This is a genomic window from Pedobacter sp. Leaf170, from assembly GCF_920984665.1.
GTDB lineage: Bacteria > Bacteroidota > Bacteroidia > Sphingobacteriales > Sphingobacteriaceae > Pedobacter.
The window spans coordinates 275,612-289,873 of sequence record NZ_CAKLBP010000004.1 but is presented as its reverse complement, the minus strand read 5'-3'; the positions used below and the strand labels follow the sequence as shown (position 1 = coordinate 289,873).

The 14,262-nt window shown below is 35.7% G+C and carries 14 protein-coding genes; 6 read left to right on the top strand and 8 right to left on the bottom strand.

Annotated features, from left to right (window positions below; genetic code table 11):
* The first annotated feature begins 99 nt into the window (after positions 1-99).
* A complete protein-coding gene (gene glmS, locus LUA90_RS12050) occupies positions 100-1,938 on the top strand; it encodes a glutamine--fructose-6-phosphate transaminase (isomerizing) (RefSeq protein WP_231460525.1) in 1,839 nt (612 codons plus the stop codon).
* Positions 1,939-2,003: 65 nt separating this feature from the next.
* Here the strand turns inward: glmS and LUA90_RS12045 are convergent, their stop codons facing one another.
* On the bottom strand, positions 2,004-2,444 hold the full coding sequence (locus tag LUA90_RS12045; RefSeq protein WP_231460524.1) for a single-stranded DNA-binding protein: 441 nt from the start codon (positions 2,442-2,444) through the stop codon (positions 2,004-2,006).
* 62 nt (positions 2,445-2,506) lie between these two features.
* Positions 2,507-3,568 carry an A/G-specific adenine glycosylase gene (gene mutY / locus LUA90_RS12040; protein WP_231491079.1) on the bottom strand — a complete coding sequence of 354 codons (1,062 nt, stop codon included), beginning with the start codon at positions 3,566-3,568 and terminating at the stop codon, positions 2,507-2,509.
* Positions 3,569-3,739: 171 nt separating this feature from the next.
* On the opposite strand from mutY, the gene LUA90_RS12035 reads away from it, so the two are divergent.
* From LUA90_RS12035 to LUA90_RS12010, 5 genes are all read left to right on the top strand, one after another.
* Complete coding sequence (locus LUA90_RS12035; RefSeq protein WP_055909222.1) at positions 3,740-4,042, top strand: HU family DNA-binding protein; 303 nt, start codon at positions 3,740-3,742, stop codon at positions 4,040-4,042.
* An 11-nt stretch (positions 4,043-4,053) separates the two neighbouring features.
* The gene (locus LUA90_RS12030) at positions 4,054-4,929 is read left to right on the top strand and encodes a M48 family metallopeptidase (protein WP_231491078.1); all 876 of its coding nucleotides are present in this window, start codon (positions 4,054-4,056) and stop codon (positions 4,927-4,929) included.
* 281 nt (positions 4,930-5,210) lie between these two features.
* Complete coding sequence (locus tag LUA90_RS12020) at positions 5,211-6,761, top strand: Rne/Rng family ribonuclease (RefSeq protein ID WP_231460521.1); 1,551 nt, start codon at positions 5,211-5,213, stop codon at positions 6,759-6,761.
* Between the two features lie 157 nt (positions 6,762-6,918).
* Positions 6,919-8,295, top strand: coding sequence for a DNA repair protein RadA (gene radA / locus LUA90_RS12015; protein WP_231460520.1), 1,377 nt, complete (start codon positions 6,919-6,921; stop codon positions 8,293-8,295).
* 353 nt (positions 8,296-8,648) lie between these two features.
* Complete coding sequence (locus tag LUA90_RS12010; RefSeq protein WP_231460519.1) at positions 8,649-9,113, top strand: DUF4920 domain-containing protein; 465 nt, start codon at positions 8,649-8,651, stop codon at positions 9,111-9,113.
* Between the two features lie 56 nt (positions 9,114-9,169).
* Here the strand turns inward: LUA90_RS12010 and LUA90_RS12005 are convergent, their stop codons facing one another.
* From LUA90_RS12005 to LUA90_RS11980, 6 genes are all read right to left on the bottom strand, one after another.
* Positions 9,170-9,937 carry a ThuA domain-containing protein gene (locus LUA90_RS12005; protein ID WP_231491077.1) on the bottom strand — a complete coding sequence of 256 codons (768 nt, stop codon included), beginning with the start codon at positions 9,935-9,937 and terminating at the stop codon, positions 9,170-9,172.
* Positions 9,938-9,962: 25 nt separating this feature from the next.
* Positions 9,963-10,397 (bottom strand): low molecular weight protein-tyrosine-phosphatase, encoded by a 435-nt coding sequence (locus LUA90_RS12000; protein WP_231491076.1) that lies wholly within the window; start codon positions 10,395-10,397, stop codon positions 9,963-9,965.
* Between the two features lie 62 nt (positions 10,398-10,459).
* Complete coding sequence (locus LUA90_RS11995; protein WP_231460516.1) at positions 10,460-11,266, bottom strand: S1/P1 nuclease; 807 nt, start codon at positions 11,264-11,266, stop codon at positions 10,460-10,462.
* 2 nt (positions 11,267-11,268) lie between these two features.
* Positions 11,269-11,823, bottom strand: a complete 555-nt coding sequence (locus tag LUA90_RS11990; RefSeq protein WP_231491075.1) for a fumarate hydratase — start codon at positions 11,821-11,823, stop codon at positions 11,269-11,271.
* 247 nt (positions 11,824-12,070) lie between these two features.
* Positions 12,071-13,468 carry a class II fumarate hydratase gene (gene fumC / locus LUA90_RS11985; RefSeq protein ID WP_231491074.1) on the bottom strand — a complete coding sequence of 466 codons (1,398 nt, stop codon included), beginning with the start codon at positions 13,466-13,468 and terminating at the stop codon, positions 12,071-12,073.
* 409 nt (positions 13,469-13,877) lie between these two features.
* Positions 13,878-14,222, bottom strand: a complete 345-nt coding sequence (locus LUA90_RS11980; RefSeq protein ID WP_231460513.1) for a hypothetical protein — start codon at positions 14,220-14,222, stop codon at positions 13,878-13,880.
* Positions 14,223-14,262: the final 40 nt, after the last annotated feature.

The window sequence follows — 14,262 nt, the reverse complement described above, 5'->3', positions numbered from 1 at the left end:
AGTAGGTAAGGTTTTTTTTTGGATTAAATTTCTAAAATATTGATGATTGATTAAAACAAACGTTTGTTTGTTATATTTGCCACATATATTTATAAAAACATGTGTGGAATAGTAGGTTACATTGGCTATAGAGATGCTTGGCCAATCGTTTTAAAAGGTCTGAAAAGATTAGAGTATCGTGGTTACGATAGCGCAGGAATTGCAATAATGAATGATAACGGTGAACATATCTACAAAAAGGTAGGTAAAGTTGCTGCTCTCGAAGAATTTGCAGAAAACAAAGATAAATCTGGAAACATTGCAATGGGCCACACCAGATGGGCTACGCATGGCGTTCCATCTGACCGTAATTCACATCCCCACACTTCAAATAACGGTCAGTTGTCTATCATCCACAATGGTATAATCGAAAATTATGCAACTATTAAAGAGGAACTTATAGGTCGTGGTCACGAATTTAATAGTGATACAGATACTGAAGTTTTAATTCACCTGATTGAAGAGATTCAAAAAATTGAGCAAATTGATTTATTTGAGGCTGTTAGATTGGCTTTACACGAGGTTAGCGGTGCTTACGCCATCGTTATCATGGATAAGGAAAACCCAGAGCGTTTAATTGCTGCCAGAAAAGGCAGTCCAATGGTTATTGGTGTAGGCAAAGGCGAATATTTTATCGCATCTGATGCTACGCCAATTATCGAATACACTAAAAATGTAATCTACCTTAATGATAATGAAATTGCTTTAGTTACCAAAGGTGATTTACTTGTTAAACATATCGATAACGTTGTTCAAACCCCTTTAATTCAAGAATTAGAATTAAAACTGGAAATGTTAGAAAAAGGTGGCTTTGACCACTTTATGCTGAAAGAAATTTATGAGCAACCACGTTCTGTTAAGGATTGTATGCGTGGCCGTATTTATCCTGAGGAAGGTAAAGTACAACTCGGCGGTATAAAAGAGTTTGTAGAGAAGTTAAAGAACGTTGACAGGATTATTATTGTTGCCTGTGGTACATCATGGCATGCTGGGTTGGTAGGAGAGTATTTAATTGAAGAATATGCTCGTATACCGGTTGAAGTTGAGTATGCTTCTGAATTTAGATATAGGAACCCAATCATATCTGAAAAGGATGTTGTAATTGCAATTTCTCAATCTGGCGAAACTGCCGATACAATGGCCGCAATCGAAATGGCGAAAGAAAAAGGTGCAACCATTTTTGGAATTTGTAATGTGGCCGGAGCATCTATTCCACGCTTGTCTCACGCTGGTGTTTACACTCATGCTGGGCCTGAAATTGGCGTAGCTTCTACAAAAGCATTTACCGCTCAGGTTACAGCACTTACATTGATGGCTTTTTATATAGCACAGCAGAAAGGTACCATCACACAATCTAAAATGATTAATTTATTAACTGAGTTAGAAAGTGTACCTGATAAAATTCAGGTTGCTTTAGAGTCAAATGAATTAATTAAAGAAGTTGCAGAGAAAATAAAGGATTCTAGAAACTGCCTGTTCTTAGGAAGAGGTAGCGGCTTTCCTGTAGCGCTGGAAGGTGCATTAAAGCTTAAAGAGATATCATACATCCATGCTGAAGGTTATCCTGCTGCAGAAATGAAACACGGGCCAATCGCATTAATTGATGAGGAAATGCCGGTTGTGTTTATTGCAACACAGAATTCATCGTACGAAAAGGTAATCAGTAATATTCAAGAAGTAAAAGCCCGTAAAGGAAAGGTTATTGCAATTGTTACACAAGGCGATACTGAGGTTAAGAAAATGGCTGATTACTGCATTGAAATTCCGGATGCTGACGAAGCATTTTTACCGCTGTTAGCAACTATCCCGCTTCAGTTGTTATCATACCACATTGCAGTAATGCGTGGTTGTAATGTTGATCAGCCAAGAAATCTTGCCAAATCGGTTACGGTAGAGTAGCATTGTATCCATAAAAAAAGGCAGCTTTTCTTTTGAAAGCTGCCTTTTTGCGTTTTATATGATAGTTAAAATGGTAAATCACCACTTTCATCGCCTGATCTTATTGTAAACTCATCCTCTATTTTAGTTTCTGAATTCGGTTGACTATGATTTGTGGCTTGCCCTGGTTCAAAATCACTTTTTCTACCTAGCATTGTAAAGTTTTCGGCAACAATCTCGGTTACGTATTTCTTTACTTTTTCTTTATCTTCAAAAGAACGGGTTCTAAGCTTTCCTTCAATGTAAACTAACTTTCCCTTTTGCAAATATTTCGAAGCAACCTCAGCCAAACCTCTCCATAAAACGATATTATGCCATTCAGTTTGTTCTACCCGCTTGCCGTCTTTATTATATGTTTCAGATGTGGCTAAAGGAAAGCTTGCTACTGTAACGCCTCCATCTAAGTGCCGAACTTCAGGGTCTTTGCCCAAATGTCCAACTAAAATAACTTTGTTAATTCCAGACATAAAAAATTTTTTTGGTTAGTTTTCAACTCAGTTGAACCAAAAAACCTTTAAAAGAAGGTTAGTTAAGTCTTCAAAATGCTTTCAGAAAATTCCTCAATAAAAGTTCTGATTACATTAGGTTTTGGTAATTCATCCAAGCTATTAAAAGAAACCCAATTAAGTTCCTTTTGTTTATTAAAGTTAAAGATATAATTTTTTAAAGCAAAAAATTGCACATGGATTATTTGGTGAGTTAATACATGCTTCTTATAACTTACCAGCTTAACCGCTGCAGTTTCTCCATATTCTTCTTTCAATGATTTTATAAAACTTTCATCATTGCTATCTGGAATATGCGCTGTTTCAATTGAGGGAAAATCATACAAATGTTGCCAGATATCTCCTTTTTGTCGTTCGCGAACCAAAATTTTGCCATCTGCAATGCATACGAAATAATTTAAATATCTAAATTTTTTTTCAGCTTTTGGAAGTTTAACAGGGAGCTGATTTACGATATTTTTTCTAAGCGCATGGCAATCTAAATTTAGCGGGCAAACCGCACAATTTGGAGATTTAGGTTTGCATTGAATTGCTCCAAACTCCATTATTGCCTGATTATACAAAGCCGGGTCGGGTATGTAAAGCAAATCATTAGCAAGATTGAAAAAATCTTTTTTGCCTTTTGGCGTGTTTATTGGAGTATCGATGCCGCAATACCTTGCTAAAACCCTAAATACATTCCCATCCACAACAGCTTTAGCTTCGCCCGAAGAAAACGACGAAATTGCCGCTGCGGTATACTCACCAACACCTTTAAGTTTGATTAATTCATGGTAGCTTGTTGGGAAAATTCCTTTATGTTCATTTAGCACGATTTGGGCTGTGGCGTGCATGTTTCTGCCACGAGAATAATAACCCAAACCTTGCCAGAGTTGTAAAACCTTGGCTTCGGTAGCGTTTGCAAAATCGTTAACGGTTGGAAAATTGGATAAAAACTTATTAAAGTAAGGCAGGCCTTGTTCTACCCTTGTTTGTTGCAAAATTATTTCTGAAAGCCATATCGTGTAAGCATCGTTTGTGTGTCTCCAGGGCAAATCTCTTTTATTGGCTAAATACCAGTTTATAATTTCATTTTGGAATGTCATCAGTGCAAATTACGGGCTAATAATTGGTTTTAAGAAAAAGTTGCAATACTCTGATAAGCGCATAGATAAAAAAATCATCTTTTATTTCCCTATCTCATTAAAAAGCAATACTTTTGCAACCCCAAATCAGTGATAATATTAAAATACACAATACATTATAAATAATAAAATATGACTAAGGCAGATATTATTTCAGAAATATCAACAAAAACCGGAATTGAGAAGGTTGATGTGCAGGAAACAGTTGAGGCATTCTTCAAGGTTATCAAAACTAGTATGATTGGCGGAGAAAATGTTTATGTTAGAGGCTTCGGAAGCTTTGTTGTTAAAAAGAGAGCGCAAAAAACTGCTAGAAACATCTCTAAAAACACTGCAATAATTATCCCTGAACATTTTGTACCGAGCTTTAAACCAGCAAAAGTATTTGTTGATAAAGTAAAAAGTAACTCAAAGAAAATTAAAGTAGAAGCCTAAGCCATATTAATGTGAATAGTAGCATCAGATTAAAACAAACTATCATTATCGGAGCGATTTTATTGCTTGTTGCTTTCTTATTTACAAGAGATATTAAAGGTTTAGTTAAGCCTACAGAAGAGAATGGTAAAATGCCTGCAGCTGGTCAGATTGCTCAGCAAGGTGTACCATCAACCTCTGGTTTAACGATTGAACAAACCTCTACAGCTGCTAAAAATGTAATAAATCAAAGCCTTGCTAAAGATATTACAAACTTAGAGAACAGCTATAAAGGTGCAAAAGGTGATGAAAAGGTTGAGTTTGCACAACAACTTGCCCAGAAATGGGATGATGTTGAACAGATAACACCATCGGCACTTTATTTAGAAGTTGTTGCAGAAGCAAAGCCATCTACAGCTAGCTGGTTAGCATCAGGTAACAAATTTTTAAAGGCTTTTGAAAGCACACAAGATAGTTTAGCACAGCCTGCGTTGTTGCAAAAAGCAAATGTATCTTTCAAAAAAGCACTAGAATTAGACAAAGAAAATATAGATGCCAAAACAGGATTAGGCGTAACTATAGTAAACGGCTTAGGCGCACCAATGCAAGGTATTGCAATGTTGCTTGAAGTGGTTGCTAAAGAACCTAAAAACGTAAAAGCAAACATGAATCTTGGTTTATTCTCTATTAAATCAGGTCAGTTTGATAAAGCAATTCCACGTTTTAATACGGTTATTGCAATAGCACCAACACCTGAAGCCTATTTTTATTTAGCTACGGCTTTAGAAAATTTAGACAAAAATAAAGAAGCTGTAGAAGCTTATTTAAAAAGCAAAAAATTAGCGGCAAATCCAACTTTATCATCTTTTATCGATAAGAAGGTTGCTGAACTAAAGAATAAAAATTAATTAACGGATTAATAAAAACATTTAAAACTTAAAATTATGCCAAGCGGTAAAAAAAGAAAAAGACATAAAATGGCTACCCACAAACGTAAAAAACGTTTAAGAAAAAACAGACATAAGAAAAAATAATTTCTTAGTTGATTTAGCCTTTTTAAACCTCATAGTTGTACTGTGAGGTTTAAATACTTATACAAGATTTTCTTTCGTATAGCGTTAGGGCTGTATCACTGTGTTCTTATATATTATCCATTTGTTAATAGGCGAAAGCCTTAAATCTGTAGCTGTTGGTAAAAGAATTAATTATCAATTCGACTCCTGCCGGAGTTACCATAGCGTTGATTGAAGACAAACAACTTGTTGAGCTTCATAAAGAACAAATCAATAATAACTACGCCGTAGGCGATATTTATTTGGGTCGCATTAAAAAAATTATGCCCGGCCTGAATGCTGCTTTCGTGGATGTTGGTTATGAAAAAGATGCTTTTTTGCATTATTTTGATTTGGGCCCTCAGGTACAATCTTTAATCAAGCTAACGAAGATCAAGCGAAATGGCTCGGTTACAGGCACATTATTAGATAATTTAAAACTCGAAGCCGATATAAACAAGGCTGGTAAAATATCTGATGTGCTAAGTAAAAATATGCTTTTGCCAGTGCAAATTGCAAAAGAACCTATTTCTACTAAAGGACCGCGTTTAAGTTCTGATCTATCAATTGCCGGCAGATATGTGGTACTGGTGCCATTCTCCAATACCATTTCCATATCAAAAAAAATAAAAAGTAATACCGAACGTAATCGTTTAAAAAAGATTATCGAAAGTATTAAGCCTCAAAATTTTGGGGTAATTATCAGAACCGTTTCCGAAGGAAGAGGTGTTGCCGAAATGCAAAAAGATCTTTTAGATTTAATTGCTAAATGGGAAACATTTATTAAAAAACTTCCTACTGCCGAACCTTCAAAAAGGGTTTGGGGCGAAATGGACAGATCATCAACGTTGATACGTGATATTCTGAATCCTGATTTTACAAACGTTTATGTGAGTACACCAGAATTGTACGATGATATTCGTTCTTATGTGCATGATATTTCTCCGGAAATGGAAAAAATTGTGAAACTTTATAAGCAAAAGGAACCTATATACGACCATTTTGGAATAGAAAAGCAAATCAAAAATGCTTTTGGCAAAACAGTAAACTTACCAGGTGGTTCTTACCTAGTTGTAGAGCATACTGAAGCACTTCACGTTATAGATGTGAATAGTGGAAACCGCACTGCCAGTAAAGAAAACCAAGAGGAAAATGCTTTACAGGTAAATAAAGAAGCGGCTAAAGAAATTGCCCGTCAGTTGCGCTTGCGTGATATGGGCGGTATTGTAGTTATCGATTTTATTGATATGCACAAGCCAACAAACCGTAAAATACTATTCGATTATTTGCGTGAGCTGATGTTATTGGATAGAGCGAAACATACCATTTTACCTCCAAGTAAATTTGGTTTGGTTCAAATTACCAGACAACGTGTTCGTCCGGAAATGAATATTGTTACGGTAGAAAAATGTCCGGCCTGCGATGGGACCGGAGAAATTAAAGCAAGTATTGTTTTAATGGATGATATTGAAAATAACCTGAATTATATTTTACGTGAGCAAAATGAAAAAGGAATTACACTTTGTGTACATCCATATATCGAAGCTTACATTACAAAAGGAGTTTTCAATCTTCAGCGCCGTTGGTTCTTTAAATATGGCCAATGGATTAAAGTTAAAGCACAATCAGCATATTACTTAACTGAGTTTCATTTTATATCTTCTAAAGACGAAGAAATAAAACTTTAATTTAAAATACATTTAGCAGAAAGCCTGGTTTTTATTAATCGGGCTTTTTGTTTTTCCATGATTTATTAAAGCCTTACTCGCCTAAATCATGTTCAAAAATATTACAGAATTTAAAGCCGTTTAAATTTAAATTCGTAAATCTAAAATCTAAAATCAATTGGCAAAATCTAAAACTGCATATTTCTGTCAGAGTTGTGGGTACGAATCGGCAAAATGGCTTGGTAAATGTCCTTCTTGCAATCAATGGAATACCTTTGTAGAGGAAATTGTTGAAAAAACGCCAGCCTCTGTACCAACCTGGAAAAACGAAACTACCGGAAGAAAAGTTAATAAACCAAGCAAGGTTGATGAAATAGAACAATCTGTAGAAAGACGAATATCTACTAATGATAAAGAACTAGATAGGGTTTTAGGCGGTGGTTTGGTTGAAGGCTCGTTGATATTAATTGGTGGTGAACCTGGAATTGGTAAATCTACACTGATGTTGCAACTTGCCTTAAATTTAAAAGGTAAAAAACTTTTATATGTTTCTGGTGAAGAAAGCGAGCAACAAATAAAGATGCGGGCGGAAAGAATTACCGAAAATCCATCATCTAATTGCTACATATTAACAGAAACATCAACCCAAAATATATTTAAGCAAATAGAAATTCTTGAACCTGATATTGTAGTTGTCGATTCTATACAAACTTTACATTCTGCACATATCGATTCTACACCAGGAAGTGTTTCTCAGGTTAGAGAATGTACTGCAGAACTGCTTCGTTTTGCTAAAGAAACCGGTACACCAGTTTTTTTGATTGGTCATATTACAAAAGATGGTGCGATTGCTGGTCCGAAAATTTTGGAGCACATGGTTGATACGGTTTTACAGTTTGAAGGCGACAGGCATCACGTTTACCGTATTTTACGTTCGATAAAAAATCGCTTTGGTGCAGCTGCAGAACTTGGGATATACGAAATGCAAGGAAGCGGTCTGAGAGAGGTTTCTAATCCTTCCGAAATTCTACTTTCGCAACGCGATGAAGAATTAAGCGGAATAGCCATTGCGGCAATGTTGGAAGGCGCAAGGCCAATGTTAATAGAAACGCAGGCTTTGGTTAGCCAGGCTGCCTACGGAACACCACAACGCTCGGCTACCGGTTTTGATACCAAACGTATGAATATGCTTTTGGCAGTTTTAGAGAAACGATGCGGATTTAGGCTGAGTGCTCAAGATGTGTTTCTTAATATTGCCGGCGGAATTCGAGTAGAAGATCCTGCAATAGATTTAGCCGTTTTAATTGCAATTATTTCTTCCCATCAGGATATTCCGGTATCGAGCAAAAACTGTTTTGCTGCCGAAGTTGGTTTGTCTGGAGAAATTAGGGCAGTAAATAGAATAGAACAGCGCATAGCCGAAGCAGATAAACTAGGTTTTGAAACCATTTATATCTCAAAATATAATTTAAAAGGTATTGATGCCAAAAAATATAACCTAGAAATTAAGGCTGTTAGCAAGATTGAAGATGTTTTTGGATTAATTTTTGGATAAATTAAATTAAAAGAAGAGGAATGCAATCCACAAATTTCCACAATACAGAGAATATATTCCTCACATCCCCAATTGATTTACTGTTTGCTATAATTAATTATTTTATACAATGTATTCATTTACAATGTGTTGCAATGTAAATTTACGATTTTTAAAATTTGGATTGGAAGTTGCCTAATACATTGTGTTGTACATCATGGGATGTGATCTATAACAATAGGGATGATTTTCCTCGTTAGTGAGAGCTAGCGAGGATTTTTTTTGCTTTATATTATTTAGACAAAAATTTAAATAACTTTGTAGCAGATAATTAACCGAATAAATTATAAACCAAATACTGAAAAAATATTATTATGAAAAAGATTATCCTAAGCTTGAGTTTTTGCCTATTTGCAGCAGTAACATTTGCCCAAGCTGATTTTAAAGGTCAAAAATTTGGAGCAGCTGTAACACCTGGCGATATCAAAACCGTAGCTAAAATTGAATCATCAATGGGCAATAAAAATGTTGCTGATATGAAGATTAAAGGCAAAGTGGTTGAGGTTTGCAAAAAGAAAGGTTGCTGGATGACCTTGGAAACACCAAATGGAGAGCCAATGCGTGTAACCTTTAAAGATTATGCTTTTTTTATGCCGATGGATATTGTTGGTAAAGATGTTGTTTTAGATGGTATTGCTAAAAAGCAAACTATATCAGTTGAAACCTTAAAACATTATGCTGAAGACGCTAAAAAATCGCCTGAAGAGATTGCAAAAATAACCGACCCAAAAAAGGAACTTGCTTTTGAAGCTAAAGGTGTTGTTATTTTAGATAAATAGAATACAGCAATCAAGACAAAAAGGGCTAACTGATATCAGTTAGCCCTTTTTGTTTGTTAAAATTTTGAAACTGCTTTTTTATAATTTAATCTCTTTTGATTTCCAATAGCGTATTTTATGCCGCCTAATAAATGATTTAGGAATTTCTCTTCAGTCCAACATTCTTTTGTATGCCCCATTGATGTATAAAAGGCTCTACCTCCATCGGAATTATGGTACCAGCTAAAGGGGTGGAAGGCTCCATTTTTTCCGCCTTTATATGAATTTTCATCAATAGAAATCAGCACCTTTAAATCTGGATTGATGTTCTTAAAGTTGTAAAGCTCATCTTTGTGCATCCAAACAGAATCGGTAAAAAATTTTGTTGAGGGATGGTTTTTGTCTTTAATAACAAAACGTGCTTCCTGTACTTCAGGATGGCTGATAAAATAAGCACCTACAAGCTTACCATACCAAGGCCAATCATACTCGGTATCTGTTGCGGCATGTATGCCAACAAAACCTCCTCCTGCCTGTATATATCTTTCAAATGCTATTTGTTGCTTATCATTTAAAACATCACCGGTTGTACTTAAAAAAACAACCGAAGCATATTTTTTTAAATTATCTTCAGTAAACACATCCGCATTCTCAGTGGTATCAACATCGAAATTATTTTTTATGCCAAGTTGCTGAATGGCTAATTTTCCGGTTTCTATTGAATTGTGCCTGAAACCCTTGGTTTTGGAGAAAACTAAAATTCTGGCCTGTTTTTTTTGAGCTGCGGAACTTTGTAATAGAATAATCGAAATAATAATAAAACAAAGGGCTAAAATTTTTTTCATATAGGTTTTGGTTAGGTTGATAAATTTAAGAAAGTTGTTTGATAATTTCTTTGCATCTTTCTTCAACCTGCAAACAAACTGGATTAAATAGTGCATTATCCCAATATGGGTCAGTAACTTCATCGTTATCCAAAAATAGTTTCACCTTTTTACGTTCCTCATCTGTTAAGGCCAAACTTTGAACATCCTTCAAATTGTTTTTATCCATTACAAAAATCAAATCGTAGTTTGCAAACATGCTGTGGTTAAATTGTTGCGCTTTTTGGCTGCTGATATCATAGCCTAGATGTTTTGCAGCGGCTACACTTCTGCTATCAGGTGCTTTACCAATGTGCCAGTTTCCTGTTCCGGCAGAAGCAATTTCCCAGTTTAAATTTCCCTTATCAGATAAATGACGCATAATACCTTCTGCTAAAGGAGAACGACAAATATTGCCGAGGCACACCATTAAAATTTTCATTTTTTCAATTTGTTAAAGTTTGAACAAAAAAAATCCTTCAAAAAGAAGGATTTTAATATTAACTATCCGTAAATATCGTTTAGCATTTTTGCTAAACGTATTCCACCTTTTAGCAATTGTTCGTTTAATGTTTCAACCCAATCAAAGTTATAACGGTAACTTAATTTTGAATCAGGTTTTGTTTTATCGTAAATTTTTGAACAAACCTGATACGATTCGTAAATACAATCTTTTAATGTTGTGTTTTGCCAGTTATAAAGTTGAACAGCAGATGGATGATTAATCGCTTTAGTATATTCTGTATAACTTAATTGTTGGTATTCGATTAACTGCTCATCCCAAACGCGGTGAAGGTTTGATTTTTCGTTAAACCAAAGCACTGAAATTCTATTTCCGCCTAAATCTTCTTTATGTGCAACATGCATAGGCTGACTTAAATCTCCAGCCATGTGAATTAACATACGTAAGGCTAATTTTTTTTCTTCCACAGTGCTGCCGGGCTTTTTTAAAATTGCAGTTAAATCAAGTATTTTGTTGTAAAGATTAGGTGCTTTCTCTGTTTCTAAAATGTTGTAAACTCCTTGTTTATCTAATCCTCCCGGGAGGTTAACAAAATGCCAGTTATAAAGGTAATTGTAAGCAGAATCTGATTTAATGAAATCGCCCCAGTTGGCCGACATTGCGATAGATTCATTGCCTAATATTGCCTGAATGGCTTTACGCGTTTTAGCTTTTAGGTAGCTATCAGCAATTTCGCCTACAACGCGGTGTCCAATCATGCCCCAGGCGTTCGCCTGTATTGGTAAGTAAGCCAGTAAACCTACGGTTGCAATGGTTGTAAGTTTCTTTTTAATTGATTTGATTATCATTTTTATAATTCTTTTTGTACGCAGGTTATTTTTTGTTTTAAAGAAAGCACAATTTCCCGTTGGTCGCTTAAACTTTCTAAAATTAAACTGTCGGTTGTTTTTTTCTTAATCAGGAAATTCTTGTCGTAGCGCCCAATACGATAGCAACCAGAAATTTTTTGTTTATAATTTGCATGGGTAAAGGTTGCGCCAACAAATAAAGTATCGCCTTTTACAGCATAAACACCTTTTGCATATTCTTTCCATATACCATTATTATAGCAAGAGTCTTCGTATAAATTTAACTTGCTTTTAGTTACTAAATCTATGTAGATAGAATCGCAAGAAATTTTGAAATGGTGTTGCGTGTAATTGCTTAATTTATCGCTAAAGGCAACAGAATCTTCATTCCAAACACCTTGCATAAATTCTTCTCCTTTACCTTGAATGTTAGGGCGAGGAGAACAAGCCGATAATAAAAGTAAAAAGTAAAAAGTAAATTGTAAAAAGGAGAAAATAGGGAGACGAAAATTGAGTCGCCAGTATTTCTTTAAATGATTTAGTTCTGTTTTTAGCATTTTTCGCAAGGCGATTATTTTTTAAGCACTATTTTAAGTTTACTAAACCCGATTGGAAAGGAAATACTTTTAATAAACCAATAAGGTTTTTAAAACCTTATTGGTTTGAGAAAGATTGAATTGTAAAGCGGGGCTGTCGTACCCGAAGAACGATTTGCCCTGCTTTACTAAAACCCTTAAATTCTCTAACATTTTTTATAGACGATAGAGAGAAGTTCCTCCCGTTGGGAAGGCTAGGTTGGGCTGATTACTTTAAATTTCCAACCATATCTTCCGGTCTTACCCACTCGTCAAACTGTTCGCTGGTTAATAAGCCCAATTCTACAGCTGCAGCTTTTAAAGTTTTGTTTTCTTTATGTGCCTTTTTAGCAATTTTAGCAGCGTTTTCATAACCAACATGTGGGTTCAAAGCTGTAACTAACATTAACGAGTTTTGTAAATGCTTTTCAATTTCCGGCAAGTTTGCTGTAATGCCTTCCGCACATTTAACAGTGAAAGAAACACAAGCATCGCCAATTAAGCGGGCAGATTGTAAAACATTGGCTGCAATTAAAGGTTTGAAAACGTTAAGCTCAAAATGACCAGACATACCGCCTACAGAAACCGCAACATCGTTACCGATAACCTGAGCGCAAACCATAGTTAAAGCCTCTGGCTGTGTTGGATTAACTTTACCAGGCATAATTGATGAACCTGGTTCATTATCAGGAATAACAATTTCGCCGATACCACAACGCGGTCCAGAACTTAGCATACGTACATCATTAGCAACTTTCATTAAAGCTACAGCCGTACGTTTTAAAGCGCCAGAAAGCTCAACCATTGCATCATGTGCAGCTAAAGCTTCAAATTTATTCGGAGCGGTAACAAAAGGCAAACCTGTTAGCTCGGCAATTTTCTGTGCCACTAAAACATCGTAACCTTTTGGTGTATTTAAGCCTGTACCAACTGCAGTACCACCTAAAGCCAACTCGGCAACCATAACTAATGCATTTTTAATTGCTCTAATACTGTTATCAATTTGTTGTACGTAGCCCGAAAACTCTTGCCCAAGCGTTAAAGGCGTAGCATCCATAAAGTGGGTGCGGCCAGTTTTGGTAATACCCGAAAATTCCTCAACTTTTTTTGCCAAAGCATTACGTAAGGTTTCTAAACCCGGGATAGTATTTTCTACTGTTAATTTATAAGCTGCAATGTGCATTGCAGTTGGGTAAGTATCGTTAGATGATTGCGATTTATTTACATCATCATTCGGGTGAAGCACTTTTTTATCATCAGCCAATGCGCCACCGTTAATTACATGAGCACGGTTTGCAATTACTTCGTTTCCGTTCATGTTACTTTGCGTACCCGAACCCGTTTGCCAAATCACCAATGGAAATTGGTCATCTAAATCGCCAGCAATAATTTCATCGCAAGCTTTAGCAATTAATTCCGCTTTATCGGCAGCAAGTACACCAAGCTCGGTATTTGCCAAAGCAGCAGCTTTTTTCAAATAACCAAAAGCATGAATAATTTCTTTAGGCATCGAACCTTCGGGCCCAATTTTAAAGTTATTGCGTGAGCGTTCGGTTTGTGCACCCCAGTATTTATCGGCAGGCACTTGAACCTCGCCCATGGTATCGTGTTCTATTCTGAAACTCATTATAATTTGATTTTTGTTGTCGCAAATTTAAGTTTTTTGCCTATAAAGCAAGGTATTATATTCGATATTTCCTTCGGGTTAATTACACTGATTTTAAGATTGCATTGATTCTTGTTTTGGAAAGGTGCTGGAGAGGTTTTTGGGTTTGGTTCGGCCCCGCTGATTCGCTACAATCTTTTTGTGATTGTTATGTTGAACTTGTCGAAATACTGCAACAAAAAGTATTTTCGCTGCCATCGGGTTTAGGAACAATGGAAACTGCACAAAACTGCAAATTTTAGATTTGGCTAAAGCCAATAACTGCATTTAAATTTACCCTTGGTTGAAACCAAACAGCAAGGATGGAATTACATTAGTAAACTCGCTCATTATTCATTGCCGTTTGGTTTCAACCAACGGAGAATATAAACTAAGAATAAATATCTTCGAAATAGCGAACCACTAAAGATTTCATTAAAAGCTCCTGCTCTAGCATTGTGTACGGAGGAATTGGTTTTATCAGTTTCCAATGCGGCCAGCCATCCTGGTCTACACCTTCTAATTCATAAAAATCCATCTCGCTTAAAAGTCTGCAGGTTGCAATATGCATCAACTCTTCTTTTTGGCGTTTGCTGTATTTTTTTGGTCCTTTTCCTAACTCCTGAACGCCAATTAAAAAAAGCATTACTTTTAAGTCAGGGAAATCAGAATCAAATTCTTGCGAAATCCTTTCTTGTAAAACTTTCCATTTAGCGTTAATCTCCGACGGTTTCATATAAGCAAAGATAGCGTAAAAACATTTACGCCTTAAAGTA